The following is a 24,565-nucleotide window of genomic DNA, read 5'->3' as shown; positions in this document are numbered from 1 at the left end:
GAACTTTCGTAAAGTATCAGGATATATCACGGATTATCTGAATATATGTTCCATTTCCTTGGCGAAATTTTGGTTGCTGTCACTGGGGAAATCTGAAACAGGCTCCTTGTACTTGGATTTGTAGTAGCTGTCGTCAATATCCAGCAGTTTCAGTATTCTGTCTTTCCATTTGTCCCTGTCCTGTTTGGAGAGTTTCTCGCTCATCAGGAATATCAGATAGCATACACGTATTTTCTCTCTCGGTTTTATTTTCAGCTTACAGTTGCAGGGGTGAAGATTCATATTGGCATAGAAATCTGGTGCGGAAATTTCTTCGAACTGTTCTCCTTTGCACACCTCATGAATGAGCGAAAGTAATTTCATGCTGAAATATTCCTGTTGTTCTTCTGTCGTTTCCTGCTGACTGATTGGCTCGCTTGATTTATTCTCTTGCTTTCCGTCAGGAATGTATTTCTTCAATATATCCAGAAAAAGGCAGCTTTGACGGTATATGTCCGCACAACAGTTCTTCATATATTGGAATGCCTCTGTTCTTGTAGCCTTTTGCTGGTCATAGAGTTTGTTCAGTTTGGCTTTTTCCCTGTCATATTCAGCCTTGCAGCGTTCATATTCTTTCTCTGCCTGTTTTTCCTCTTCGGCTGTATGCTCCCTGTAACCAATGGAATCATACCTGTTGTTGGCTTCATTCAGCGGCTTGCTCAGACTTCTTGTAACATCCAGCTGGGCTTCAATTTCCTGAGAATACCTTTCCATGTGCTGATAGCAAGCACGTTCTATGGCTCTGTCACTTAACGGGCGTATCTCATAAGCCTGTATGCTCTTTTCTATTTCAGTTTTCAGACTGTTGAGTATCAAGGTGTATTGCTCTTTTTGCTTGTCAAGCACCAGTTCAAGGATAGCGGCTTCAAAGGATTTCATGTCATTATACTCCTGATAGAAATCCGATATGAATTTCTGCCTGTCAAAAGAAAAAGCGTAATTATCTATATAGTCTCTGTATATTCTGTTAAGTTCTCCATATTGGGGAATCATCGTCTGTATCTTTCCTGCCATATACTTTATATTATGGGTTCTTGTCCTTGTCAAGGAATAAGGTCAGTTCTTCTTCCACTTCTTCTATACTCGGTAGGGCAGATTTCAGATTTTCGGGTACTGCCTTGCTCAATTGATAGTCGCTGATACCTATCGGCTGGTCATATCCAGCCAAGGCATATTGTGCCACGACCTCATCCTTACCCCTGCACAGCAAAAGACCGATGGTCTTGTTATCATTTTCTCCCCTCAGTTTATCATCTACAACATTGATATAGAAATTTAACTGCCCTGCATATTCCGGTTTGAATGGCGTTGCTTTCAATTCCACGACGACATAGGCGTGGAGCTTGATATTATATAGAATCAGGTCGGCGAAAAAGTCACTGTCCCCAATCTGGAAATGTTTTTGTCTGGCAACAAAAGCAAAGCCGTTACCCATTTCCAGCAAGTAATGGGTTACATGCTTTACCAACTGTTCTTCTATATCCCTTTCGTCAGCCTTTTCCTTTGCTCCTGCCAAGTCAAAGATATACGGGTCTTTTAACAGATAATTGGCAAGATCGCTTTGAGGTGCCGGAAGTGTGGCAGTGAAGTTGTTTACCTTGTTACTCTTGATTTGTCTGTCATACAGATTACTTTCAATCTGCATTTTCAGCACATTACTGCTCCAACCCATTTCTACAGATTGTTTCATATACCAATACCTTACACCTAATGGTAGCGGATTATTGAGTATGACCATATGGCTTGCCCAATTTATTCTTGCAATCGGTGACGCCAAGAATAAATCTTCTATATCCTCTATTTTTATTTTATAGATGGTTGCTACTGTTTTTTCTACATTCTGAAATTGCGCAGGAACCTCCTGCGTAATTTCTAAAGATTGATTATCAGCTGATTGTATTTGCGCAGTAAGCTCCTGCGTAAATTGCCCGCTGTTGAGTTTAAGGACTTCATTAGTAATGTTTTGAATATTAGGGACTGACAGTATTGAATCTGTTTCAATAAAACTACGAAGTACATTTAACGGATATAAACGGGCAAACTGGCACATATAAGTAAGATTACGCTCCGAATATCCCTTCTTTTCAGGATAATTGAATCTGATTGCCTGTGCCAACTTCTTGATAATTTTACCACCCCAGCCATGCAGGTTTTGGTGGTACAGTATATAATTGCCCATTTTCCAGTAATGGAACAACATCTGGGCATTGGCTGCGGTAATGAGCCGGACTTGTGCCTGTTCTATTTCCGAACCGACAGCATGGACAAAGGCATCAAAATGACCTTTCTTTATATTATGTTCGTTGTTATTTTCCATATTACTAACTATTACTTAACAAAGATAACTCTAATAATGGATAATCTGTGAAACAGACTGATACTTTTATAGTTGGTTAAACTTGTTCATTGCATTAGCCTTAATATCATCGGCTATGTCAATGTAGGGCTTCATGGCTTTATAATCACTGTGTCCTGTCCATTTCATTACAACCTGTGCCGGAATACCTAGAGCCAGCGCATTACAGATGAATGTTCTTCTTCCTGCATGAGTACTGAGCAATGCGTATTTCGGGGTAACTTCATCTATGCGCTCATTCCCTTTATAGTAGGTTTCACGTATAGGTTCGTTAATTTCTGCCAGTTCTCCCAGTTCTTTCAGATAATCATTCATTTTCTGATTGCTGATAACAGGCAATACCATGTGGTTTTCAAAATGGATGTCCTTGTATTTTTCAAGTATGGCTTTACTGTACTTGTTCAGTTCAATACTCAGACTATCTGCCGTTTTAACGGTGGTGACTTCTATATGGTCGGACTTGACATCACTTCTCTTTAGGTTGCGAACATCTGAATAACGCAGACTGGTAAAGCAACAGAACAGGAAAACATCCCGGACACGTTCCAGATACTGTTTGTCTTTGGGTATCTGATAGTCTTTAAGTCTGTTCAGTTCTTCCCATGTCAGGAAGATTACCTTCTTGGGGGTGGTTTTCAATTTCGGTTTGAACGTATCGTATGCTATATTCTGGTGATAGTCTTTCTTGAAGCTCCACCGCAGGAACCATTTGAGGAATCCCATTTGTTTACCGATGGTACTGTTCCTCATATCCTTTTTGTCGCGCAGGAAATTGACATATTCGTTCAGTCCGAATTCATTGAAATATTCAAAGGTTAAATCTTCCTTGAACTCCTTGAGGTGATTTTTAACGGCTGCAAACTTTTCGTATGTGGATTCAGTCCAGTTATTCTGGTTGCCGCATTCTTTTACAAATTCATCGAATACCTCCCAAAAACTTATCTTTACGTCTTCCTGGTCTTCACTTGTATCTTTCATCCGCAGGTTGAATGCGTCCTTTAGCTGTTGGGTAGTGGGCATGGCTTCCTGTACCTCAAATTCCTTGAACACGTTTTGAATTTCGGTATAGTATTTCAGCAGATCGGCATTGATTTCAGATGCACTTTGCTTTAGTTTGTTGGTACACCCGTTCTTCACTCGCTGCTTGTCAGCATCCCACTTGGCTACATCAATGCGGTAACCCGTTGTAAACTCAATGCGCTGACTTGCGTATATGACACGCATACGGATAGGCACGTTCTCCACGATTGGCACACCGTTCTTCTTCCGGCTTTCCAATGCAAAAATGATGTTTCGTTTGATATTCATAATTGGGTGTGTTTGAAATTCTACACCCAAATATACACCCAATATTTGGAATAGCAAAAGATATTCAGAAAGATTTAGATTTACTATGTACTCCAAATAGTGCTTGATTATTAATGATTTGCAATTTTATGATATTTCTTGAATATGTAGGTTCGAGAGCCTGTCTCTCCGCAGAGCTCCAAAGACAAAAAGGATTCAAAGTATGACAAATCCCGTAAAACCTTGATTTTACGGGATTTTTTATTTCTCTTCTCGGACATCTATCAGTAATTCGGGTTATATAATCAGTAATTTGGATACCTATATAATAAATAATACCCGCTACTTTTGTATCGCTATAACAATTGGATTTATATGTTTCAACTAAATAATATATCGTATGAAAAGATTGGTGTTGTTTATGATGGCAGTTATGCTGTTGTCTATTACTGTTAACGCACAGAAAAAAGGTGGTAAGACACTGGTAGCTTATTTCTCGGCAACGGGAACAACGGCAAGGGCTGCCAAGTTGGTGGCAGAAGCTGTTGATGGGACCCTCTACGAAATACAGCCTGCGAAAAAGTACACGGCTGCTGATTTGGACTGGCACGACAAAGCTTCGCGCAGCAGTGTGGAGATGTCGGATTCCAAATCACGTCCTGCATTGTATTCTAAATTGGGAAGTCTCGCGGAGTATGATACCATTTATATAGGTTTTCCTATTTGGTGGAATTTGGCTCCAAGAATCATCAATACATTTATAGAAAGCGGTGATTTTGTAGGTAAAACGGTTATTCCATTCGCCACTTCGGGAAGCAGCAGTATTTCTAATGCAGAAAAGGAATTGCAGACGAATTACCCCGGCATAAACTGGGGAAAAGGCAGGCTGCTGAATGGAGCGAGCCGGGAAACTGTCAAGCAATGGATTAAGAAATGAATTTCCAACCGAAACTTAAAGAAGTAGAGATGAAGAACATGGTAAAAAACATATGTGCGGCGATGGTTATTAACCTTTGTGCTGCAGGACATTTGTCTGCAACAGAAAATAATCCTAATAATGATAATAAATTTATGGAAGAGAATTTGAATCTGACTCAAGAGTGGGACAAGACATTCCCACAGAGTGATAAAGTAGACCATAAAAAGATAACTTTCCACAACCGTTACGGCATTACACTTGCCGCCGATTTGTATGTACCCAAGAATGTGACGGGTAAATTGCCTGCCATTGCCATCAGTGGCCCATTTGGTGCCGTGAAGGAACAAGCTTCGGGCTTGTATGCGCAGACATTGGCAGAACGTGGATTCCTGACGATTGCTTTCGATCCATCCTATACGGGAGAAAGTAGCGGCCAGCCCCGTTATGTGGCTTCGCCGGACATCAATACGGAAGATTTCAGTGCAGCGGTCGATTATCTTTCCACCCGTGACGATGTAGATGCAGAGCGTATCGGCATTCTCGGTATTTGTGGATGGGGAGGCATGGCGCTTAATGCAGCGGCTATCGATACTCGCATCAAGGCTACAGTTACGGCAACCATGTACGACATGAGCCGGGTCAATGCTAACGGTTATTTCGATTCTATGAATGCCGATGCACGGCATGAATTGCGGCGCCAGCTTAATGCTCAGCGTACGGAGGATTATAGAAACGGTACATTTGCTCTTGGAGGAGGTGTAGTAGACCCGTTGCCTGCCGATGCTCCACAATTTGTGAAGGACTACCATGCCTATTATAAAACACCGCGCGGCTATCATAAGCGGTCACTCAACTCGAATCACGGATGGAACAAGACTTCACCGCTTTCGTTCATCAATATGCCTATCCTTTCATATAGTGATGAAATCCGTAGTGCAGTGTTGATGCTGCACGGTGGAAGGCCCATTCACGTTATTTCAGTGAAGATGCTTTTAAAAAGTTGCAGGGTGATAATAAGGAACTGCTGATTATTCCCGGTGCAAACCATGTAGACTTGTATGACAATATAGAGGTAATTCCATTCGGCAAAATAGAGAGATTCTTCAATGAACATCTTCGATGACCGCCTTTAATGTGTTAGGAACCGGACGTACTTTTCTTTAGCCTGGTTCAGCAACTCCTCTTTCAGGCAGATGTCTTTCCGGAAAAGCGAATGCTCCGGGAAGATTTCTTTTTTCTTGGACGCCTTGTTCCAATTTCCTACTACATGCCCCTTATAGAGAAGTACCGGAAAGAACAATCCGTTGTTGGTGAAAGCTTTGGAATAGTCCTCTTTGGGTAGGACGTCCGTCCGGTCCTTGTATCCTATCAGGTATTCGTCGTAGGAGGGAAGAAGGTGCAGGTTGCCGGTCGCCTTTCCAGATGTCCGGCAGGAGTCATGGATGTACCATGTCTGGCTGTTCCATTGTTCGGACATCAGTTCCGGTTCTATCAGAGAAATAGATTGCCTTGCTTCCGTTAAAGGCAAACCGGACCACCAGGAGAAGTCTTGCAGGGTAGCGGGGGCATGGCTGCGGAAATAGGCTGTAGCCAGACGGGCCAGCGCTTCTTCTTTCGTCAGTTCGGGGGTAGGTGGAACTCTTTCGTCCAGAAGGGCATAGGTGTGTTGTCGTCCACGGCATTCTCCGCTACACACAATACCTTCGACTTCGGCACGCGACATAAAGCGGGTCATGTGGTAGTTGTCTGCAAGCAGTCCCGAACGTTCAAAATGTTCCGCAATCTCTTGTTTCGTCAGGCTTCGCTTCCCGCTGAGGATATTCCCGAGTACGGTATGGCTTCTGTCATATTGCTGTTCCGTGATTTCCAGACCATGTCCTTTTGCATAAGAATCATTGGCGGATTTGATGCGTTGTGCAGAGAGTTTCAGCATCCAACGAATGTCTTCTGCTGCTACCAGGTGCCATGTGGGACGCATTATGTGGGTTCTCAGTATTTCCCCTTGATGCAGGGCTTTTTCCACGGCTTGAATTCCCGGTGACTTCAGCCGCATACCTACGGCCCATTTCACCATTGTATAGTCTTGTGCCTGCATGGCGCCCATCCAGGAGATCAGTTCTTTCGGGTGGCCGAAGAGTGGAGTGGACAGTTGCTGGTTCTGTAAGCGTATTTCAGGGATTCTCATGTCGGTATGGTATTCGTTTGTATCAATAGGAATCGCAAAGATAAGAAAAGCAGGTCATCGCAGGGTATATCGTGTCCGCAATTATATTCTTTTGTTTCTTTTAACAGCTACTAATATAGCTATCTTTTATTTTTGCAACACACAAATTTGGAAAATATTCATAATTAAACAACCATAAGAACTTTTTTATGACTATGAGAACAAATTGTATTTTATTGTTAGTTATTTTGTTGGGAGCCTTTCCCTTAAATCGTGTACATGCCGATGAATCTGGAAGCATAATTCTGTACACTCCTTACACAAAAATTTCCGTGACGCCCGGAGCGTCCATTGATTACAGCATTGATTTGATTAACAACACGGACAGGGTTACAAATGCAAATCTCTCGGTCAGCGGATTGCCGGGCAGTTGGAAGCATGAAATCAAGTCAGGCGGCTGGACCCTCAGCCAGCTTTCTGTACTGTCCAAGGAAAAGAAAACGTTCAATTTGAAAGTGGAAGTTCCTCTAAAAGTAAATAAAGGAAGTTATCATTTCACAGTATTTGCCGGAGAAACCAAACTGCCGTTGGAGGTGGTCGTGGCCCAGAAAGGAACTTACCAGACCGAGTTCACTACCGACCAGCCCAATATGCAGGGCAATTCCAAGTCCACCTTTACCTTCAATGCCACTTTGAAAAACCAGACGGCCGACCAGCAGCTGTATGCGCTGATGGCCAATGCCCCCAGAGGCTGGAGTGTCGTGTTCAAGCCTAACTATAAGCAGGCCACTTCTGCCCAGGTGGAAGCGAACAGTAGCCAGAATGTGAGTATAGAGATTGTCCCTCCCGCCAATGTGGAAGCCGGCAATTACAAGATTCCGGTACGTGCGGCTACCGGTACGACTTCTGCCGACTTGGAGCTGGAAGTTGTTGTCACGGGTTCCTACGAGATGGAATTGTCCACGCCCAGAGGATTGTTGAGTACCGAAATCACAGCGGGAGATGTGAAGCGTATCGAGTTGGTGGTTCGGAATACCGGTTCTTCATTGTTGAAAGATATCCAGCTTTCTGCCAATAAGCCCGTGGACTGGGAAGTGTCTTTTGAGCCTTCGAAGATTGATATGCTGAAGGCGGGGGAAACGGCCAATGTCGTAGCTACCATGAAAGCATCCAAAAAGGCATTGCCCGGAGATTATGTGGCTACCATGACGGCCAAAACTCCTGAAGTGAATACAGACGCCCAATTCCGCATTGCCGTGAAAACCCCGATGATATGGGGATGGGTGGGCGTTTTGATAATAATCGTTGCCATAGGTGCCGTATGCTATCTGTTCCGTAAATATGGAAGGAGGTGAGCATGGACGAGCGAGTGATTGCATTGACAGACTTGACCAAGCAGTATGGGCGCTTCACTGCCGTAGACCGCATTTGCCTGACTATTCGTAAAGGGGAGATTTTCGGATTATTGGGGCCAAACGGCGCCGGCAAGTCAACTACCATCCTGATGATGCTGGGGCTGACGGAACCCACTTCCGGCTCTGTGGAGATTTGCGGTATCGACTCTACCAGGCATCCTATCGAGGTAAAGCGGAAAATAGGCTATCTGCCCGAAGATGTGGGGTTTTATGATGACATGACCGGTTCGGAAAACCTTATATATACTGCGCGTCTCAATGGCATTTCGGATGCCGAAGCGAAAGTCAAGGCGCTGGAGCTGATGGAGCATGTGGGGCTTGCCGGACAGATGAAAAAGAAGACCGGGAAATATTCGCGCGGTATGCGCCAGCGATTGGGGTTGGCAGACGTGCTTATCAAAAATCCGGAAATTATAATCCTGGATGAACCTACTTCGGGAATAGACCCTGCCGGTGTTCAGGAGTTCATCGAGCTCATTAGGCAGTTGAGCCGGAAGGAGGGACTGACCGTCTTGTTCTCTTCCCACCACCTGGACCAGGTGCAGAAAGTTTGCGACCGCGTGGGACTGTTCAACAGTGGGAAGCTGGTCACCTTGATTGATATGTCTGATTTGAAGGACAAGCATCAGGAATTGTCTGATATTTATAACCATTATATGGAGGAAGGAGGAGAAAGGCATGAATAAAGTCAATTATCCTTTTCGGGTAGTCGTCAACAAGGAAATATCCGACCATGTGAAAAGTTGGCGGTTCATTATCTTGATGGGAATCATTTTGCTTACGTGCATGGGCTCACTCTATACCTCGCTTACCAACATAGGTGCCGCCATCAAGCCCAATGACCCGGACGGTTCGTTCCTTTTCTTGAAGTTATTCACAGCCTCGGATGGCACATTGCCTTCTTTTGTGCAGTTTATCAACTTTCTGGGGCCGTTGTTGGGGATTGCGCTGGGATTCGATGCTATAAATTCGGAACAGAACAAGGGGACGTTGAGCCGTATGCTGTCACAGCCTGTTCATCGTGATTGCATTATCAATGCCAAGTTCGTGGCTGCATTGATTGTGATAGGTATCATGCTGTTTGTACTGGGATTCCTCGTAATGGGCTGCGGGTTGATAGCGATAGGCATTCCTCCCACAGCAGAAGAATTTTGGAGGATTGTATTCTTTCTCATAATCAGTGTGTTCTATGTGGCATTCTGGCTGAATCTGGCCATTCTGTTTTCGCTTTGCTTCCGTCAGGCGGCCACCTCGGCATTGGCTTCGGTGGCGGTATGGTTGTTTTTCAGCGTGTTCTATACGATGATTGTCAATCTGGTTGCCAAGGCATTGAGCCCTTCGCAGCTGGCATCTCCTTATCAGATAGTCAGTTACCAGAAATTTATTCTCGGTCTGATGCGTCTGGCACCTAGCGAACTGTTCAATGAGGCGACCACAACGCTGCTGATGCCTTCCGTCAGAAGTTTGGGGCCGCTTACTATGGAGCAGGTTCAGGGGGCCATTCCCAGTCCGCTGCCATTGGGACAGAGTCTTTTGGTGGTGTGGCCGCAGCTCACCGGACTGATTGCAGCTACTGTCATCTGTTTTGCTCTTTCGTATGTCATATTCATGAGACGGGAAGTCAGATCACGGTAATGATAAGTATGTTTTATTGAGTGTTGAAAGTCCGTTCCGGCATTGGTTGCTTGAACGGACTTTTAATATTATTTGCCCGAACATTTGGTAATTCCAAAAACTTCCCTTACTTTTGCGCCCCGAACAAGGAGAGGTGCTCGAGTGGTTGAAGAGGCACGCCTGGAAAGCGTGTATACCCCTAAAGGGTATCGGGGGTTCGAATCCCCCTCTCTCCGCAACAGTTCTGAATAAGATGGAAAACTAGCGGGTAAAGGTCTACAAATCTATGATTTGTAGACCTTTTTTGCTTGTACTCCGTTTGCTTTGAAAGACTTGGAAACTATGTCTTTGTAAATTAATTATAGATAATGAAAGCTGGATGACATCTCCTTTCATAATAAGGCGATGGGATAATGCATTGCCACTGCAAAGCAAGTGCATGCTTTTTGCAGTGCTACTGCATTCAGCTTTGCAGTGGCGCTGCAACACATATGCAGTGTCACTGCAGCATATATGCAGTAGCGCTGCAACACGTTTGCAGTCACACTGCAGCAGATGTGCAGCGACGCTGACCCGGTAGGTGTGTACGGGATTGTATCATGTTTCGTTAAGAAGATATTATAAAGTATCCTTTGAATGTCGTATTTTTGTCTATCCGTAATTTAGAGTAGTCAAAGAAAACTATGAAACACACTCGTATGAAACTAAAAACAGCGGTAAAGAACCTTCATGAAGGCTGGAAATTCCGGCAGGCGAGACTGACCAATTGGTATCCGGCTACAGTTCCGGGAGTAGTCCACACGGACTTACTGCAGAACAAGATTATTGAAGACCCGTTTTTCCGGTTGAACGAACGGGGATTGCAATGGATTGACAAGGAAGACTGGGTTTATGAAACTTGCTTTACTCTTGCTGCCGACATGATGCGGAAAGAGAATATGGAGCTTGTGTTCGAGGGGCTGGATACTTACGCTGACGTTTATTTGAATGATGAATGTATACTGAAAGCGGACAATATGTTTCGCCGCTGGTCTATCCCCGTTAGGCAGTACATCAGGGAGGAGAATAATATATTGAAGGTGTACTTCCATTCGCCGGTAAAGATAGACGTCCCCAAATGGGATGCACTTCCTTACCAGTATCCGGCATCCAATGACCAGTCTGAAAACGGAGGCTTGTTCAACAAGAAGATAAGCATTTTTGCCCGTAAGGCGGGTTATCATTATGGCTGGGACTGGGGCCCACGTCTGGTTACCTCCGGCATCTGGCGTCCGGTGTATATCAGGGCTTGGAGCGATTTGAGAATCAACGATGTGTTTATCGAGCAGAAGGAAGTCGGTGCAGGCAGGGCCGTGATTGCCGGACATGTGGAGCTGGATGCCGATAAGGATATGGACGGAGTGCTGGTCACGATAACAGACGAGGCTACCGGAAGAGTGCTTGGCGAGTGGCAAGCGGATTTGAAGCGAGGCACCAATCGGGTGACCGTTGATTTCGTCCTTCACAAGCCGAAGCTGTGGTGGAGTAATGGACTGGGGGAGCCTTTCCTTTACCGTTTCCGTACGGATATCATTGCAGGCGGGGAATTGTTGGACTCTAAAACCGAAAGGGTGGGCATACGCTCTTTGAAGGTGGTGCATCAGCCGGATAAGGACGGGCATACTTTCTATATAGAGCTGAACGGGCGTCCGGTTTTTGCCAAAGGAGCCAATTACATCCCTTCGGATAACTTCCTGCCGCGCGTCACTCCCGAGAATTATAAAAGGACGATTCTCGATGCCGCCGGTGTAAACATGAATATGTTGCGTGTCTGGGGCGGAGGTATCTATGAGAACGATGTCTTCTATGATTTGTGTGATGAGCATGGAATTATGATTTGGCAGGACTTTATGTTTGCCTGCAGCATGTATCCGGCAGAAGGCGCCCTGCTCGATAATATCCATCAGGAGGCGGTGGACAATGTGAAACGTTTGCGCAATCATGCCTGCATTGCTTTGTGGTGTGGAAACAATGAATGCCAGGATGCCTGGCTGGGCTGGGGCTGGAAGTGCGAGATAGAACGGCAGAACAAGGAATATGCCGACAAGATTTGGGCACAGTACCGGCAGCAGTATCATGTCACCTTACCCGGGGTGGTCAGGGAGTATGCACCCGGAACCTTCTATTGGCCTTCTTCTCCGTTCGCATTCGAGGGAGAGATGTCCGGTACTACTGACGGGGACCGTCACTATTGGAGTGTCTGGCATGGTAAAGCACCCATTTCCGATTATGACAGCGAGAAATCCCGCTTTTTCAGCGAGTACGGCTTTCAGTCTTTTCCAGAGTTCGACTCCGTCAAGCGCTATGCTCCTTACCCCGAAGACTGGGATATACGTTCCGAGGTGATGATGTCCCATCAGCGTGGTGGCGACCATGCCAACGGGCTGATTGAGACTTACCTATTGAATGAATATAAAAAGCCGCGTGATTTCCGGGCATTCCTTTATATGAACCATGTGCTGCAGGGAGATGCCATCAAGACGGCCATCGAGTCGCACCGCCGCCAGATGCCGTATAATATGGGGACGCTTTTCTGGCAGCACAACGACTGTTGGCCCGTAGCTTCCTGGGCGAGCCGTGACTATTACGGACGCTGGAAGGCGCAGCACTATTATACTCGCAAGGTCTATGATGACATCCTGATTTCTCCGGTAGTGGAGGGGGATGATTTGAAAGTATATGCAGTGTCCGACCGCTTGGAGAATACTTCCGGCCGGCTGCAGCTCCAGGTCTGCCGGTTCGACGGCACTGTGGTTTATCACTGGGACAAATCTGTCGGCATTTCCGGTAATGACAGCCGTGTCTGTTTTTCCGCACCGCTTGCCAAGCTGCTGGAGGGGGCAGATAGAGGAACGGTATATGTCCGCGTAGACTATACGGACAAATCGGGCAGGGTGTACCATAACAACTACTGTCTGGACAAGCAGAAGAATATGAATTATCCGAAAGTGGATTTGCAGACCGAAGTCCGTTCCATTGAAGGCGGATATGAAGTGACGGTATCAACAGACAAGTTTGCCCGTGCCGTATGCTTGTCCGTTGCTGACAATGAAAGTGTATATAGCGACAATTATTTTGATGTCCAGCCGAAGAGCAGCGTGCAGGTACAGGTCAGGACGCGATTGTCTGCCGAAGCGTTCAACGCTTCGTTGAGGCTGACTTGCTTGAACAATGAATTCTGATAAGTTATGGAAAAACAAAGCGGAGCAACATATTGAAATGTTACTCCGCTTCTCATTGAGATGTTGAAAAATGTGTTTTCAGGAGATTTAGTTGTTTTCTTTTTTAATGTCTATGGTCATGAACCGTTCACCGTCATATAGACTTTTGACGCGGATGTTCAGTCCTTTTTTCTCTTTCAGCTGTTCCGCTATATTGTCCAGCTTGAAGGAGGCCAGTCCGGTGCCCAGTGTGAGCTGGCTGTCATTGTAGGCATTGTGGCGGAATTCGAGATTGACGTAATCCGGTTTGTCGTTCTCGCCGGTGGATGCTTCGTTGATGACCAGGTTCAGCATGTGCTTCTTATCTTCGTTGTTACTGTGGTAGAATTGATACTTGATGTTCAGATACTCACCCGTAATCCATAAATCCGTGGCGTTGATGTTGTCGTCTCCGATACTGTCCGCCTTTTCGGCAGGCATGGAGTAGATGTCTTTGGTCAGAATATTTTCGATGTGCTTTATTTGGGCATTGTATTCGTAGCCTGGAAGTTTCTCTTCCAGTTCGCGGAAGTAGATGAAAGCCCTCTGGCCGTCTGTTACGGCATAGTCGTGAACATAGGTTGTGTCACTGGGATATAGTTTACTGCCTTCGTCCAGTGAGAAATAGTAGTCTTTTCCTTCGATGACCTTTACCGTACCTACGGCGAACAAAGTGTCATATTTGTCATCCCAATCGTCCAGGCATGATTGCAATACAATGGCAGTCAGGAATAAAAGCATGGATGTTGCCAATGTCATTCTCAGTTTCTTCATAAGTGGTAGGTTTTAGCTCTTTTCTGTTTAAAACTTATTTTTGTATTCAGAAAATGCGGTGAAAAGCTAAATACTGCGTAGTATACTGTTAAAGAAATGAAAGTATGATTTTCTTCTCTGCCTGATGCAGTATTTTTGCGCCGATTGCATTTATAGGGTAAACACGTGTTAAAAGAGAGAATGGAAGAACAGGAATTGGCAGAACGCTGTAGGCAAGGAGACAATCTTGCCCGCAAAGAACTGTATGAGCGCTATGCGGGACGCATGCTCAGCGTATGCCTTCGTTATGCAGGTGACCGGGAGACTGCCCAAGACCTGATGCATGACGGTTTTCTGAAACTTTTTGATTCTTTCGATAAGTTCACTTGGCGGGGAGAGGGTTCTCTGCGGGCATGGATGGAACGCGTAATGGTGAATACGGTGTTGCAGTATTTGCGGAAAAATGATGTGATGAATCAGTCATCGGCCTTGGAGAATGCACCTGAAGCTTATGAGGAACCGGAAGGTTCGTCAATAGATGTCATTCCTCAAAAGGTACTAATGCAGTTTATCAGTGAATTGCCTGCCGGCTATCGTACCGTATTCAACTTATATATTTTTGAAGAGAAATCCCATAAGGAGATTGCTCGACTATTGGGAATTAATGAAAAATCCTCTGCCTCGCAGTTGACGCGTGCTAAAGCGACTTTAGCGGCAAAAGTACGTGAGTGGATGAAAAGAAATGATTAAATGAAGGAACGTATGGAAGATGAATTGTGGTTGAAAAAGATAAAGGACAAGCTGGAAGACTATTCCGAACCGCTGCCGGTTGCCGGATGGGAGCGGTTGGAGAAGGAATTGTCCGTTTCCGGAGCTCCGATAACCGGACCGCATAGGATGATACCTTTCCGTCGCTGGGCGGTGGCCGCGGCAGCTGTGTTGCTGGTGGCGGTTTCGTCCGTCAGTCTGTGGCTGTTGCAGAGTCCGGTAGGGAATGAAATGCGGCATACGTCAGTGCCCGCTTTGGCTGTGGCTCCGGACGTCTTGCCGGAACAGACAGTACCTGCCATACGGACTAATTCCATAGAGCCTGCTTATCGGGCACATGGAAATGCATCGGCGCCCAATAAGGAGGCAAGTCACCCTTTGGTTGCACAACATATCAGAATATCGGTTGGCGAAGAACAGCAGGAGGAAATGCTGCCGGTTGAAACTGCAGATGAGGTTGTCGGTATTGGACAGCAGGCGGAAGAACCGGTAGTGGAAGATACGGACCATGAAACTACAATGCAGACCGAGGAACCGGAGACAAGGGAAGACCGCTATCGTCCGTCAGGCCGGGACAAACTGCATCTTCCGGAAAAAAACAGTTCTGGTAGGGATGCTAAAGGATGGGCGGTTGGCTTGTCCGTAGGAAATACGGGAGGTTTTTCATTGGCGAATGAAGGGGAAGCGAATGTGATGTCGGACTACATGCCTGGAAGTCCTATTTATGGCGGTAACGTAGATTTATCCTCTACGGCCAATGGCATTGTTACTATTCCCGACGGGCAGGAACTGGTTTTTAAGGATGGTATGCCCTATCTGCAAAGACGCGAAAAGAAAATTGCGGATATAGACCATAAACAACCGCTCAGTTTCGGTGTTTCGGTGCGGAAAAACTTGGCGAAGGGTTTCTCTGTGGAAAGCGGGCTGACGTATACCTATCTTGCTTCTGACGTAAGGTATGAGGGCAGCTCGGAAAAGATAAGCCAGAAGCTGCATTATATTGGCATTCCGGTACGGGCCAACTGGAACTTTGTGGATGCAAAGAACTTTACGATGTACGTTTCGGCGGGGGGTGCCATTGAAAAATGTGTGTATGGCAAGATTGGTACTGAGAGTGAGACTGTGAAACCGGTACAGCTTTCTGTCATGGGTGCTGTCGGTGCCCAGTATAACATAAGCAATAGGGTGGGCCTGTATGTGGAACCGGGAGTATCTTATTTCTTTGATGACGGTTCGTCGATACAGACTATACGCAAGGAGAACCCGTGTAACTTTACGTTGCAGGCCGGTATACGTCTTACTTATTGATAGCAGGACAGACATGTTTTTGTCCACTTTCTTGTAGATTCAGAATTTTCTTAATAACTTTCGGCCGTGTTTCTTCGTTGGTGGATGAAGGGACACGGTTTTTTATTGATTGAGAAGAAAGAAAGTAGGTCGGGACATGCCCGGCAATATAACAAACACGTAGTAAAATAGACAAAATGAAGATTAAAAAGAAAGTAGCCTTAAGCGGGCTATTGCTTTGTTGTGCAATCACGGCAAAAGCACAAGTGTGTATTACTCCCCAGGTGGAGCAGCGTGCCAGGGAGTTGGTTTCTCAAATGACGCTGGAAGAAAAAATCGATTACATTTCCGGTCCCAAATCTTTTTATATCCGGGCTGTACCCCGGCTTGGCATACCCGAAATCAGGATGGCCGATGGTCCGCAAGGCATACGTAACAATACTCAAAGTACCTTGTATCCTTGTGGCATCTTGTCGGCTTCGACATGGAACCGTAAGTTGGCTAGAGAGCTGGGACATGGTTTGGCCCGGGATGCAAAGGCCCGTGGGGTAAGTATTCTGTTGGGGCCTGGAGTCAATATCTACCGCTCTCCTCTATGCGGGCGAAACTATGAGTATTTTGGTGAAGACCCTTATTTGACGGGCGAAACTGCTAAAGAATATATCTTGGGAGTGCAGGAAGAGGGAGTTATGGCTACGGTGAAGCATTTTGCGGCCAATAACCAGGAGTGGAGCAGACATCATGCCAGCTCAGATGTGGATGAACGCACGCTGCAGGAAATTTATTTTCCCGCGTTCCGAAAAGCTGTGCAGGAAGCAGGAGTAGGGGCGGTTATGGATAGCTATAATCCGCTGAACGGGGTACATGCCACCGAAAACAGCTGGCTGAACATTGATGTATTACGCAAGCAGTGGGGATTTAAAGGTATCCTGATGTCTGACTGGACATCTGTATATTCCGGTGTGGGAGCCGCTAATGGAGGGTTGGATTTGGAAATGCCCGTCGGTAAATTCATGACCAGGGAAATTCTTATTCCGGCAATAGAGAATGGTATCGTGAAGGAAGAGACCATTGACGCCAAAGTCCGGCATATACTCCAGACATTGATTGCTTTTGGAGCACTTGATACTCCGAGAGAAGATAAATCTATCGATAAAGACAATGCACAGTCTAAGGAAATTGCACTTGACTTGGCGAGAGAAGGAGTAGTCTTATTGAAAAATGATAACGGTACGTTGCCTTACCGGAACGGTAGAACATTGGTAATCGGGCCTAATGCCGATATTATTCCCACAGGAGGAGGAAGCGGATTTGTCACCCCTTATTCGGTAGTGTCACTCTATGACGGTATGGTTCAGTTGAAGGGCGGCAGACAGATAGAGCTGCTGTCTGACAGCATTCTTTATAAGGATATGTCCCAACAGATTTATACGGATGGCAGTTTTACGCAAAACGGTTTTAAGGGCGAATATTATAATACTCGTAATCTTACCGGAGAACTCTTTCAAGCTGCCATAGAGCCTGCCATAGACCATGCCTGGAAATACGGTGCACCGTTCGACGGCATGCCGGTAGATCAGTTTTCTGCCCGTTGGACGGGAGTTTACAAGGCTGACAAGGATGGAACTGTCAAGTTCCAGCTGGCTGGCGATGACGGATACCGTCTGTTTGTAAACGATAAGCTGATTACCGGAGATTGGGGGAACCATTCATTCAGTACCCGCAGTGCATTTATGCAGGTCAGTGCAGGGGAGATATACCGGTTGCGTATTGAATATTTTGATAATGTGGGTGAGGCGACTGTCAGTTTCCAGGCAGGAATGATGGATGAGGAGCGTTTGGCCTCTTCACTGAAGCATGCCAGGAATGTTATTGTATGTGCCGGGTTCAACAGCAGTACAGAAGGTGAAGGGTTCGACCGTCCGTTTGCATTGTCATACGGGCAGGAATATCTCATTAATAAAGTGGCTTCACTTCATGATAATGTGGCTGTGGTGGTGAATGCCGGAGGTGGAATAGATTTCCGCAATTGGGGGCAGAGTGTACAAGCTATTTTGATGGCATGGTATCCGGGGCAGGAGGGTGGAAAGGCCCTTGCCGAAATCATTACGGGCAAGCTTTCGCCAAGTGGCAAACTACCAGTCAGCATCGAGGAAAAATGGGAAGATAATCCGGTATATGGTAATTATTATGACAATCGCAATGTACCTCATAAACGGGTGCAGTATGCCGAAGGTGTTTTCGTAGGTTATAGGGGATATGACCGGAACGGAAAGCAGCCGCTCTATCCTTTCGGGTATGGACTGTCATACAGTAGTTTTGAATATAGTAATCTGAGTGTTGAGAAGACGGGGGGAAGCCGGGTTACGGTAAGCTTTGACATCAAGAATACCGGAAAGATGGATGCTGCGGAAGCGGCTCAGGTATATGTGCGGGATGTGGAATGTTCTGTTCCGCGTCCATTGAAGGAGTTGAAAGGCTACGATAAGGTTTACTTGAAGAAGGGTGAAACCAAGCGCGTTCGGATATTGCTGGATGAGGAAGCCTTTGCCTACTATGATGTGGAATCACATCGGTTTGTAGTGGAAAAGGGGACTTTTGAGATTCTGGCAGGTCCTTCTTCAGCTGATTTACCATTGAAGGCAACTGTTGTTTTATGATAAAATAAATATCAAAACAAGAATGGCAGTATGAAAAAGATAATAATACTGATGGTTTGTCTGTGGGGACTTGGTAACACCTTTACCTCGGCACAAACTACGGAGAAGGAGAAATTCATCTCAAGCTTGATGAAGCAGATGACGCTGGATGAAAAGATAGGCCAGCTTGCACAATGCACCTACCGAGGGAATTTTACCGGACCCGACGGTGGAAATATTCCTAAAGAAGAGTATGTCCGGCAAGGCAGAATAGGCTCTATGCTGAATGTGATAGGAGTAAAGGATATACGCCGTTATCAAGAGCTTGCTTTGCAATCGCGTTTGCGCATTCCTTTAATTTTCGGACTGGATGTTATCCACGGCTATCGTACCGGATTTCCGCTTCCGCTTGCCGAGGCTGCAAGTTTCGATTTGGCCATGATTGAGGAAGCTGCACGCTACAATGCTTTGGAAAGTGCCGCTGATGGTTTGAACTGGGTTTTTGCCCCGATGGTGGATATTTCGTGGGACGCACGTTGGGGACGCGTCATGGAAGGGGCCGGTGAGGACCCTTATTATGGTTCTCGGGTAGCGGAGGCGCGTGTCAGAGGCTTGCAAGGAGACGATTTGGCAGACACGACGACTGTCATGGCATGTATGAAACATTTTGCCGGATATGGTGCACCGATAGCAGGAAAGGAGTATAATAGTGTGGATATGTCAATGGGCCACTTTGCCAATTTTTATATGCCTCCCTATAAGGCGGCCATAAAGGTAGGAGCAGCTACCGTGATGAGTGCTTTCAATGATTTTAATAATATTCCTTGTACTGCCAATGATTTCTTGCTCAACCGGCTATTGAGAGAGCAGTGGGGATTTAAGGGATTTGTTGTGTCCGATTATAATTCGGTAGAGGAATTGGTGAACCACCGTTATGCTGTTGACAAGAAAGATGCCGCAGCCAAAGCGCTGAATGCTGGTCTGGACATGGAGATGGTAAGTACCTGCTACTTGACTTATCTGAAGGAGCTTGTTCAAGAAGGGAAAGTAAAGGAGAGTGTGCTTGATGATGCAGTACGGCGTATATTGGAGAAGAAATATGAGTTGGGATTGTTTGAGGACCCTTTTCGCTACTGTAATCCGGAAAGAGCGGCCAGAATACTCAATGCGCCCGAAGTCCGTAATGCTTCGCTCCGTATGGCCGAGCGTTCCGTTGTATTGCTGGAGAATAGGGAATCTGTGCTTCCGTTGACGGCACAGACGAGGAAGATAGCCTTGATAGGAGGACTCTCAAAATCCCAGTACGATATGGCAGGTGCTTGGGCTGCCACTACGGACCGGAACAAAGTGGTGACCTTATATGATGCATTGGTCCGGAAAGGACTGGAGGTGAGCTATGCTGAAGGCTATGATATGAAGAGCAATCAGTTGACCGGATTGCAGGAAGCATTACAGGCTGCTGAGGCTTCGGATGTCATTGTTGTGGCGGTAGGCGAGAGATTCGGTCAGAGTGGCGAGAAGGCTTCCAAAGTGAATATAGCCATACCCGAGGGGCAGCAGAAGCTGGTGTCGGAACTGGCAAAGACTGGAAAACCTGTCATTGCTCTTGTCATGTGTGGGCGTCCGGTAATCTTCAATGAGATAAGGGAACATGCTGATGCGGTACTGTGTACTTGGTGGCTGGGAAGTGAGGCCGGCAATGCCATATGCAATGTGTTGTGGGGAGAGTATAATCCTTCGGCTAAATTGCCCATGACATTTCCTGCACACGTAGGACAGATTCCCATTTATTATCAGAATAAGAGCACCGGCCGCCCTACCGCATTGAAACAGACCTATAAGGCATCTTATATCGATGCTTCCACTGAGCCTGCCTATCCTTTCGGATATGGGCTTTCGTACACGGATTTTGGATATTCTGATTTGAAACTGCTGCCGGGCAAGGCTGCAGGCGTCCATACGGAGGTGTCGGTAAAAGTGACTAATACCGGTAAGTGTGCAGGAGAGGAAGTAGTTCAATTGTATGTGCAGGATAAGGTAGCCTCTGTTACGCGTCCGATAAAGGAATTGAAGGGCTTCAGGAAAATTCATCTGAATGTGGGTGAAAGCAAAACTGTAGCTTTTCAGATAACTGACGATGCACTGGGATTCTATGACAATGAGATGAATTATATGGTAGAACCTGGTGATTTCGTCTTTATGGTGGGTGGCAGTAGTGATGATGTACAGCAGATTACCTATAACTTGAAAGAATAGGATTCTTACCCTATAAATGAAAAGCAAGGCTGTCTGGAATCATATCCGGACAGCCTTGCTTTTCTGTTTTAGTTGGTTATCACATTCGTGAAATACTCTTTGAACAGTTTTTCTGCCCGTTCCAGTTGTTCCGGAGTATTTTCCTTCACTTCTTTCAATTTGTAATCCCATCCCATGGCTTCGTATTTGTGAACACCCAGACGGTGATAAGGAAGTATTTCCACCCGTTGTATCTGCTGGTATTTGCCAAGACTTTCACCCAGCAGGCGGGTGTCTTCTTCCGAATCGCTGTAACCGGGGACCAGTACATAGCGCAGCCAGAAGGGGTGTTCATGTTCTTCGAGCCAGGCAGCGGTGCGGAGTGTCTGTTCGTTGCTTCGTCCCGTCAGCGTACGGTGGCGTTCGGGATTGAATTGCTTGATGTCCAGCAGCACGAGGTCAGTCAGGCTAAAGAGCTCTTCCACCTTTTCATTCCAGATGCCTCCGTTACTGTCCAGACAGATATGGATGCCGTTCGCCTTCAGCTCCTTGAAAAGAGGAATCAGCGCTTCTGCTTGCAGGGTAGGCTCACCGCCGGAGAAAGTAATACCTCCTTTCTTCCCGAAGAATGCCTTTTGGCTGATAGCCATTTGCAGAATCTCTTCCGGAGTGGTGGGAGTGCCTCCTTTTACATCAATCGTATCCGGATTGGCACAATACAGACAACGGAACGGACATCCTTGCAGGAAAACGACGAGCCGGAGACCCGGCCCGTCGAATGTTCCCATACTTTCGTAGGAGTGTACATTTATCATATTACATTCTTTCGTGGAATGAACGGCTGATGACTTCCAACTGATGCTCGCGGCTCAACTTCACGAAGTTCACGGCATAGCCGGAAACGCGGATGGTGAGTTGCGGATACTTTTCAGGATGTTCCATGGCATCTTCCAGCATTTCGCGGTTCAGTACGTTTACGTTCAAATGGTGGGCACCTTTGGTGAAGTAGCCGTCCATCATGGTTACCAGGTTCTCTACACGTTCTTCCGGTGTCGGGCCCAGTGATTTGGGAACAATGGAGAACGTATTGCTGATGCCGTCCTGCGAGTCGCGGTAGCGCAATTTGGCTACGGAGCTCAAGGAAGCGATGGCACCGTTCTTGTCACGTCCGTGCATTGGGTTGGCACCCGGAGCAAAGGCAACACCTTTGGCGCGTCCGTCCGGAGTGGCACCGGTCTTCTTGCCGTACATCACGTTGGAGGTGATAGTCAGCAAGGAAAGGGTGGGACGGGCATTCTTGTAGACAGGCAGCTTTTTCAGTTCTTCGCTGAAATAGTAAACGAGGTCTACTCCCAGGTGGTCCACACGGTCGTCATTATTGCCGAAGCAGGGGAATGAACCTTCAGTGTCGAAACCTTCGGTCAGGCCGATTTCGTTGCGGCGTGCAGTGACTTTGGCATATTTGATGGCGGACAGTGAGTCTATGGCGATGGAAAGGCCGGCAACACCGTATGCCAGATTGATGCGTGGGTCGGTATCGATGAATGCCATCTGGGCTTTCTCATAATAATACTTATCATGCATGTAGTGGATGATATTCATGGCCTCGTTGTAGACACGGGCTATTTCAGTCAGTACCTTCTTGTAGTTGGCCATAACTTCCTCAAACTTCAATGTCTCACCGGTCAATACGGGAATACCTTTCACCATGACAGTTCCGGTATTTTCGCAACGTCCACCGTTGATGGCGAGCAGCAGGGCCTTGGCAAGGTTGGCACGTGCGCCGAAGAACTGGATTTGTTTGCCGATGGCTTGGTAGGATACACAGCAGGCGATGCCGTAGTCGTCGCAGTTGCGCACTTCACGCATCAGGTTGTCGTTTTCGTACTGGATGGAGCTGGTATCTACAGAAACTTTGGCGCAGAAATCCTTGAAGCCTTCCGGCAGTTCGGGACTCCACAATACGGTCAAGTTCGGTTCCGGAGAAGGACCGAGGTTGTATAGCGTCTGCAAAAAGCGGAAAGAAGTCTTGGTGACCTTCACGCGTCCGTCATTGAAGCGTCCTCCGATGGCTTCGGTCACCCAAGTCGGGTCACCGGCAAAGATATCATTGTATGATTGCATACGCAGATGGCGTACCATGCGCAGCTTGATGACGAACTGGTCTATCAGTTCCTGTGCAAACGTCTCATTGATTTTTCCGTGAGCCAGATCGTATTCAATGAATATATCGAGGAACGAAGATACGTTACCCAGTGACATGGCTGCTCCGTCCTGCTCTTTGATGGCAGCAAGATATGCCATGTATACCCATTGCACGGCCTCTTGAGCTGATGTAGCCGGATGGCTGAGGTCGAGTCCGTAATATTCGCCCATAACCTTGATGTCCTTCAAAGCTTTGATTTGTTCTGCCACTTCTTCGCGTAGACGGATGCGTGCTTCGGTCATCGGGCCGGTGAGGTTGCGCAAGTCCTCCTGCTTGGCTTCAATCAGACGGTCGATGCCGTAGAGAGCCAATCGGCGGTAGTCGCCGATGATACGTCCGCGGGCATAGTTGTCGGGCAATCCGGTAAGGAATCCCAGTGAGCGGAAGGAACGGATTTCTTCGGTATATACATCGAATACGCCGTCGTTATGTGTTTTGCGGTAATGGGTGAAGATGTCTTTTACTTTATCGTCCACTTCCACTCCGTTTTCACGGCATGCTTTTGCTACCACGTTGATGCCTCCGAAAGGTTTGATGGATCGTTTCAACAGTTCATCAGTCTGCAAACCGACAATAAGTTCATTGTCCTTATCAATATACCCGGCTTTATGAGAAGTGATGGTAGATACGGTGGTATTGTCCAGTGAACGGACGCCATTGTTGTTCCTTTCTTCTTCGAGAGCCTTCAGACAGATGTCCCAGATACGTTTGGTACGTTCGGTAGGTCCCTGCAAGAAAGATGCATCCCCGGTATAGGGTGCGATGTTTTTACTGACGAAATCACTGACATTGATTTCTTTATTCCAAAGCCCATTGGTAAAGGTTTTGTTCAATTCCATAAAATTTGTTTTTGTTAGTAGGTTAGATAATGTTATCCTTTAGAGCGCGCAAAAATACTGAATAAATTCCGTAATTTTATAAGAGATACTTCTCTTTTTATGTTGAACAGCATAAAATAACTATTATTAGGTAGTGAATGTCCGGGGGAGTAGAGATGTTAATACTTTCTTTATATGTGGTTTATGAATTGAAACAAGAACCGAATAATAATCTGCATTATTTACAAATGATGTAGGTTTAAGGAACAGTCGTATTCTGAACCTAATTCAGTCGTATAGTGAATGCCATTCAGTCGTATACTGAATAGGGTTCAATCGTATACTGAATGTGGCTCTTTGTAAATATACTGATAGCCAGTAAGTTATAAAACTCTGTCTTGCCCTTGATAAATTTCAACAAATAGCCTAAATGCCGTTATGTTCGTTCCGTAGTGGGTATAAACAAGAATTTTGGTATAATTGCTCTGTTTTTGTGCAGAAAAGTTTGTAGAATAAAAAATGATTTGTATCTTTGCACCGCTTTAAAAGAAAAGCACTTCTGAAAAAGAAGTTTTGGAGAGGTGGCAGAGTGGTCGATTGCGGCGGTCTTGAAAACCGTTGTGCTGCGAGGCACCCGGGGTTCGAATCCCTGTCTCTCCGCAAAACTAACCGGACAATACCGGACAGTAAGCAGACAAGTCCCACAAATTCAATGATTTGTGGGACTTTTTTTATTCCCTTGTGTCTGCCTTAAAGTACACCTTTTCGGGGTCAACGTAACAATCTGAGGTATTTTATATTTAAGCATATAATTTAGCAAGTCTAT

16 protein-coding genes, 2 tRNA genes and 1 pseudogene are annotated in these 24,565 nt (G+C 46.2%); 12 read left to right on the top strand and 7 right to left on the bottom strand.

The annotated features are described in order from the left end of the window. Positions 1-33 precede the first annotated feature (33 nt). From DWY55_RS12305 to DWY55_RS12295, 3 genes are all read right to left on the bottom strand, one after another. The gene (locus DWY55_RS12305; protein ID WP_005795598.1) at positions 34-1,053 is read right to left on the bottom strand and encodes a hypothetical protein; all 1,020 of its coding nucleotides are present in this window, start codon (positions 1,051-1,053) and stop codon (positions 34-36) included. Between the two features lie 10 nt (positions 1,054-1,063). Next, a complete protein-coding gene (locus tag DWY55_RS12300) occupies positions 1,064-2,356 on the bottom strand; it encodes a YhcG family protein (protein WP_005795596.1) in 1,293 nt (430 codons plus the stop codon). 66 nt (positions 2,357-2,422) lie between these two features. Further along, complete coding sequence (locus DWY55_RS12295; RefSeq protein ID WP_005795594.1) at positions 2,423-3,703, bottom strand: site-specific integrase; 1,281 nt, start codon at positions 3,701-3,703, stop codon at positions 2,423-2,425. Positions 3,704-4,082: 379 nt separating this feature from the next. Here DWY55_RS12295 and DWY55_RS12290 point away from each other — a divergent pair, with 379 nt between their 5' ends. Next, positions 4,083-4,619 (top strand): flavodoxin, encoded by a 537-nt coding sequence (locus DWY55_RS12290; RefSeq protein ID WP_009038164.1) that lies wholly within the window; start codon positions 4,083-4,085, stop codon positions 4,617-4,619. Positions 4,620-4,648: 29 nt separating this feature from the next. Next, positions 4,649-5,724, top strand: a pseudogene (locus tag DWY55_RS12285) (alpha/beta hydrolase). A 6-nt stretch (positions 5,725-5,730) separates the two neighbouring features. On the opposite strand, the gene DWY55_RS12280 reads toward DWY55_RS12285, so the two are convergent. Next, entirely contained in the window at positions 5,731-6,786 is a 1,056-nt protein-coding gene (locus tag DWY55_RS12280) for a winged helix DNA-binding domain-containing protein (protein WP_117878476.1), read from the bottom strand. Positions 6,787-6,974: 188 nt separating this feature from the next. Here DWY55_RS12280 and DWY55_RS12270 point away from each other — a divergent pair, with 188 nt between their 5' ends. The 5 genes from DWY55_RS12270 to DWY55_RS12250 all read left to right on the top strand — a co-directional run bounded on the left by DWY55_RS12270 (position 6,975) and on the right by DWY55_RS12250 (position 13,015). Continuing rightward, positions 6,975-8,120, top strand: coding sequence for an NEW3 domain-containing protein (locus tag DWY55_RS12270; RefSeq protein ID WP_005831683.1), 1,146 nt, complete (start codon positions 6,975-6,977; stop codon positions 8,118-8,120). A 2-nt stretch (positions 8,121-8,122) separates the two neighbouring features. Then, positions 8,123-8,866: an ABC transporter ATP-binding protein gene (locus DWY55_RS12265; RefSeq protein WP_005831681.1), complete on the top strand. Its 744-nt coding sequence runs from the start codon at positions 8,123-8,125 to the stop codon at positions 8,864-8,866. After that, the gene (locus DWY55_RS12260; protein WP_005831677.1) at positions 8,859-9,815 is read left to right on the top strand and encodes an ABC transporter permease; all 957 of its coding nucleotides are present in this window, start codon (positions 8,859-8,861) and stop codon (positions 9,813-9,815) included. Before DWY55_RS12265 ends, DWY55_RS12260 begins: the two co-directional genes overlap by 8 nt. A gap of 127 nt (positions 9,816-9,942) precedes the next feature. Beyond that, a tRNA-Ser gene (locus tag DWY55_RS12255) sits at positions 9,943-10,030 on the top strand. A 447-nt stretch (positions 10,031-10,477) separates the two neighbouring features. Then, on the top strand, positions 10,478-13,015 hold the full coding sequence (locus DWY55_RS12250; protein ID WP_005831673.1) for a beta-mannosidase: 2,538 nt from the start codon (positions 10,478-10,480) through the stop codon (positions 13,013-13,015). Positions 13,016-13,102: 87 nt separating this feature from the next. Here DWY55_RS12250 and DWY55_RS12245 read toward each other — a convergent pair whose 3' ends face one another. Beyond that, on the bottom strand, positions 13,103-13,807 hold the full coding sequence (locus DWY55_RS12245) for a NigD-like protein (protein WP_005831671.1): 705 nt from the start codon (positions 13,805-13,807) through the stop codon (positions 13,103-13,105). Positions 13,808-13,987: 180 nt separating this feature from the next. On the opposite strand from DWY55_RS12245, the gene DWY55_RS12240 reads away from it, so the two are divergent. From DWY55_RS12240 to bglX, 4 genes are all read left to right on the top strand, one after another. Then, positions 13,988-14,536, top strand: coding sequence for an RNA polymerase sigma factor (locus DWY55_RS12240; RefSeq protein WP_005831669.1), 549 nt, complete (start codon positions 13,988-13,990; stop codon positions 14,534-14,536). Beyond that, a complete protein-coding gene (locus tag DWY55_RS12235) occupies positions 14,537-15,862 on the top strand; it encodes a porin family protein (protein ID WP_005831667.1) in 1,326 nt (441 codons plus the stop codon). A 176-nt stretch (positions 15,863-16,038) separates the two neighbouring features. Then, positions 16,039-18,501 carry a beta-glucosidase gene (locus tag DWY55_RS12230; protein ID WP_005832495.1) on the top strand — a complete coding sequence of 821 codons (2,463 nt, stop codon included), beginning with the start codon at positions 16,039-16,041 and terminating at the stop codon, positions 18,499-18,501. 30 nt (positions 18,502-18,531) lie between these two features. Beyond that, a complete protein-coding gene (gene bglX, locus DWY55_RS12225; protein WP_005831660.1) occupies positions 18,532-20,736 on the top strand; it encodes a beta-glucosidase BglX in 2,205 nt (734 codons plus the stop codon). A 68-nt stretch (positions 20,737-20,804) separates the two neighbouring features. Here the strand turns inward: bglX and pflA are convergent, their stop codons facing one another. Further along, entirely contained in the window at positions 20,805-21,530 is a 726-nt protein-coding gene (gene pflA, locus DWY55_RS12220; RefSeq protein WP_005831659.1) for a pyruvate formate-lyase-activating protein, read from the bottom strand. 1 nt (position 21,531) lies between these two features. Next, positions 21,532-23,760 (bottom strand): formate C-acetyltransferase, encoded by a 2,229-nt coding sequence (gene pflB, locus DWY55_RS12215; RefSeq protein WP_005831658.1) that lies wholly within the window; start codon positions 23,758-23,760, stop codon positions 21,532-21,534. Between the two features lie 554 nt (positions 23,761-24,314). Here pflB and DWY55_RS12210 point away from each other — a divergent pair. Next, positions 24,315-24,399 (top strand) — tRNA-Ser (locus tag DWY55_RS12210). Positions 24,400-24,565: the final 166 nt, after the last annotated feature.

The sequence above is a fragment of the Bacteroides sp. AF25-38AC genome, assembly GCF_003602995.1.
In the GTDB taxonomy this organism is placed as follows: domain Bacteria; phylum Bacteroidota; class Bacteroidia; order Bacteroidales; family Bacteroidaceae; genus Bacteroides; species Bacteroides uniformis.
The sequence above is the reverse complement of the archived record's forward strand: the minus strand, read 5'-3'. Positions and strand labels throughout refer to the sequence as shown.

Coding starts and splice junctions, on each gene's coding strand:
- DWY55_RS12305 (WP_005795598.1), bottom strand. CDS start 1,053: ATGGCAGGAAAGATACAGACGATGATTCCCCAATATGGAGAACTTAAC.
- DWY55_RS12300 (WP_005795596.1), bottom strand. CDS start 2,356: ATGGAAAATAACAACGAACATAATATAAAGAAAGGTCATTTTGATGCC.
- DWY55_RS12295 (WP_005795594.1), bottom strand. CDS start 3,703: ATGAATATCAAACGAAACATCATTTTTGCATTGGAAAGCCGGAAGAAG.
- DWY55_RS12290 (WP_009038164.1), top strand. CDS start 4,083: ATGAAAAGATTGGTGTTGTTTATGATGGCAGTTATGCTGTTGTCTATT.
- DWY55_RS12280 (WP_117878476.1), bottom strand. CDS start 6,786: ATGAGAATCCCTGAAATACGCTTACAGAACCAGCAACTGTCCACTCCA.
- DWY55_RS12270 (WP_005831683.1), top strand. CDS start 6,975: ATGACTATGAGAACAAATTGTATTTTATTGTTAGTTATTTTGTTGGGA.
- DWY55_RS12265 (WP_005831681.1), top strand. CDS start 8,123: ATGGACGAGCGAGTGATTGCATTGACAGACTTGACCAAGCAGTATGGG.
- DWY55_RS12260 (WP_005831677.1), top strand. CDS start 8,859: ATGAATAAAGTCAATTATCCTTTTCGGGTAGTCGTCAACAAGGAAATA.
- DWY55_RS12250 (WP_005831673.1), top strand. CDS start 10,478: ATGAAACACACTCGTATGAAACTAAAAACAGCGGTAAAGAACCTTCAT.
- DWY55_RS12245 (WP_005831671.1), bottom strand. CDS start 13,807: ATGAAGAAACTGAGAATGACATTGGCAACATCCATGCTTTTATTCCTG.
- DWY55_RS12240 (WP_005831669.1), top strand. CDS start 13,988: ATGGAAGAACAGGAATTGGCAGAACGCTGTAGGCAAGGAGACAATCTT.
- DWY55_RS12235 (WP_005831667.1), top strand. CDS start 14,537: ATGAAGGAACGTATGGAAGATGAATTGTGGTTGAAAAAGATAAAGGAC.
- DWY55_RS12230 (WP_005832495.1), top strand. CDS start 16,039: ATGAAGATTAAAAAGAAAGTAGCCTTAAGCGGGCTATTGCTTTGTTGT.
- bglX (WP_005831660.1), top strand. CDS start 18,532: ATGAAAAAGATAATAATACTGATGGTTTGTCTGTGGGGACTTGGTAAC.
- pflA (WP_005831659.1), bottom strand. CDS start 21,530: ATGATAAATGTACACTCCTACGAAAGTATGGGAACATTCGACGGGCCG.
- pflB (WP_005831658.1), bottom strand. CDS start 23,760: ATGGAATTGAACAAAACCTTTACCAATGGGCTTTGGAATAAAGAAATC.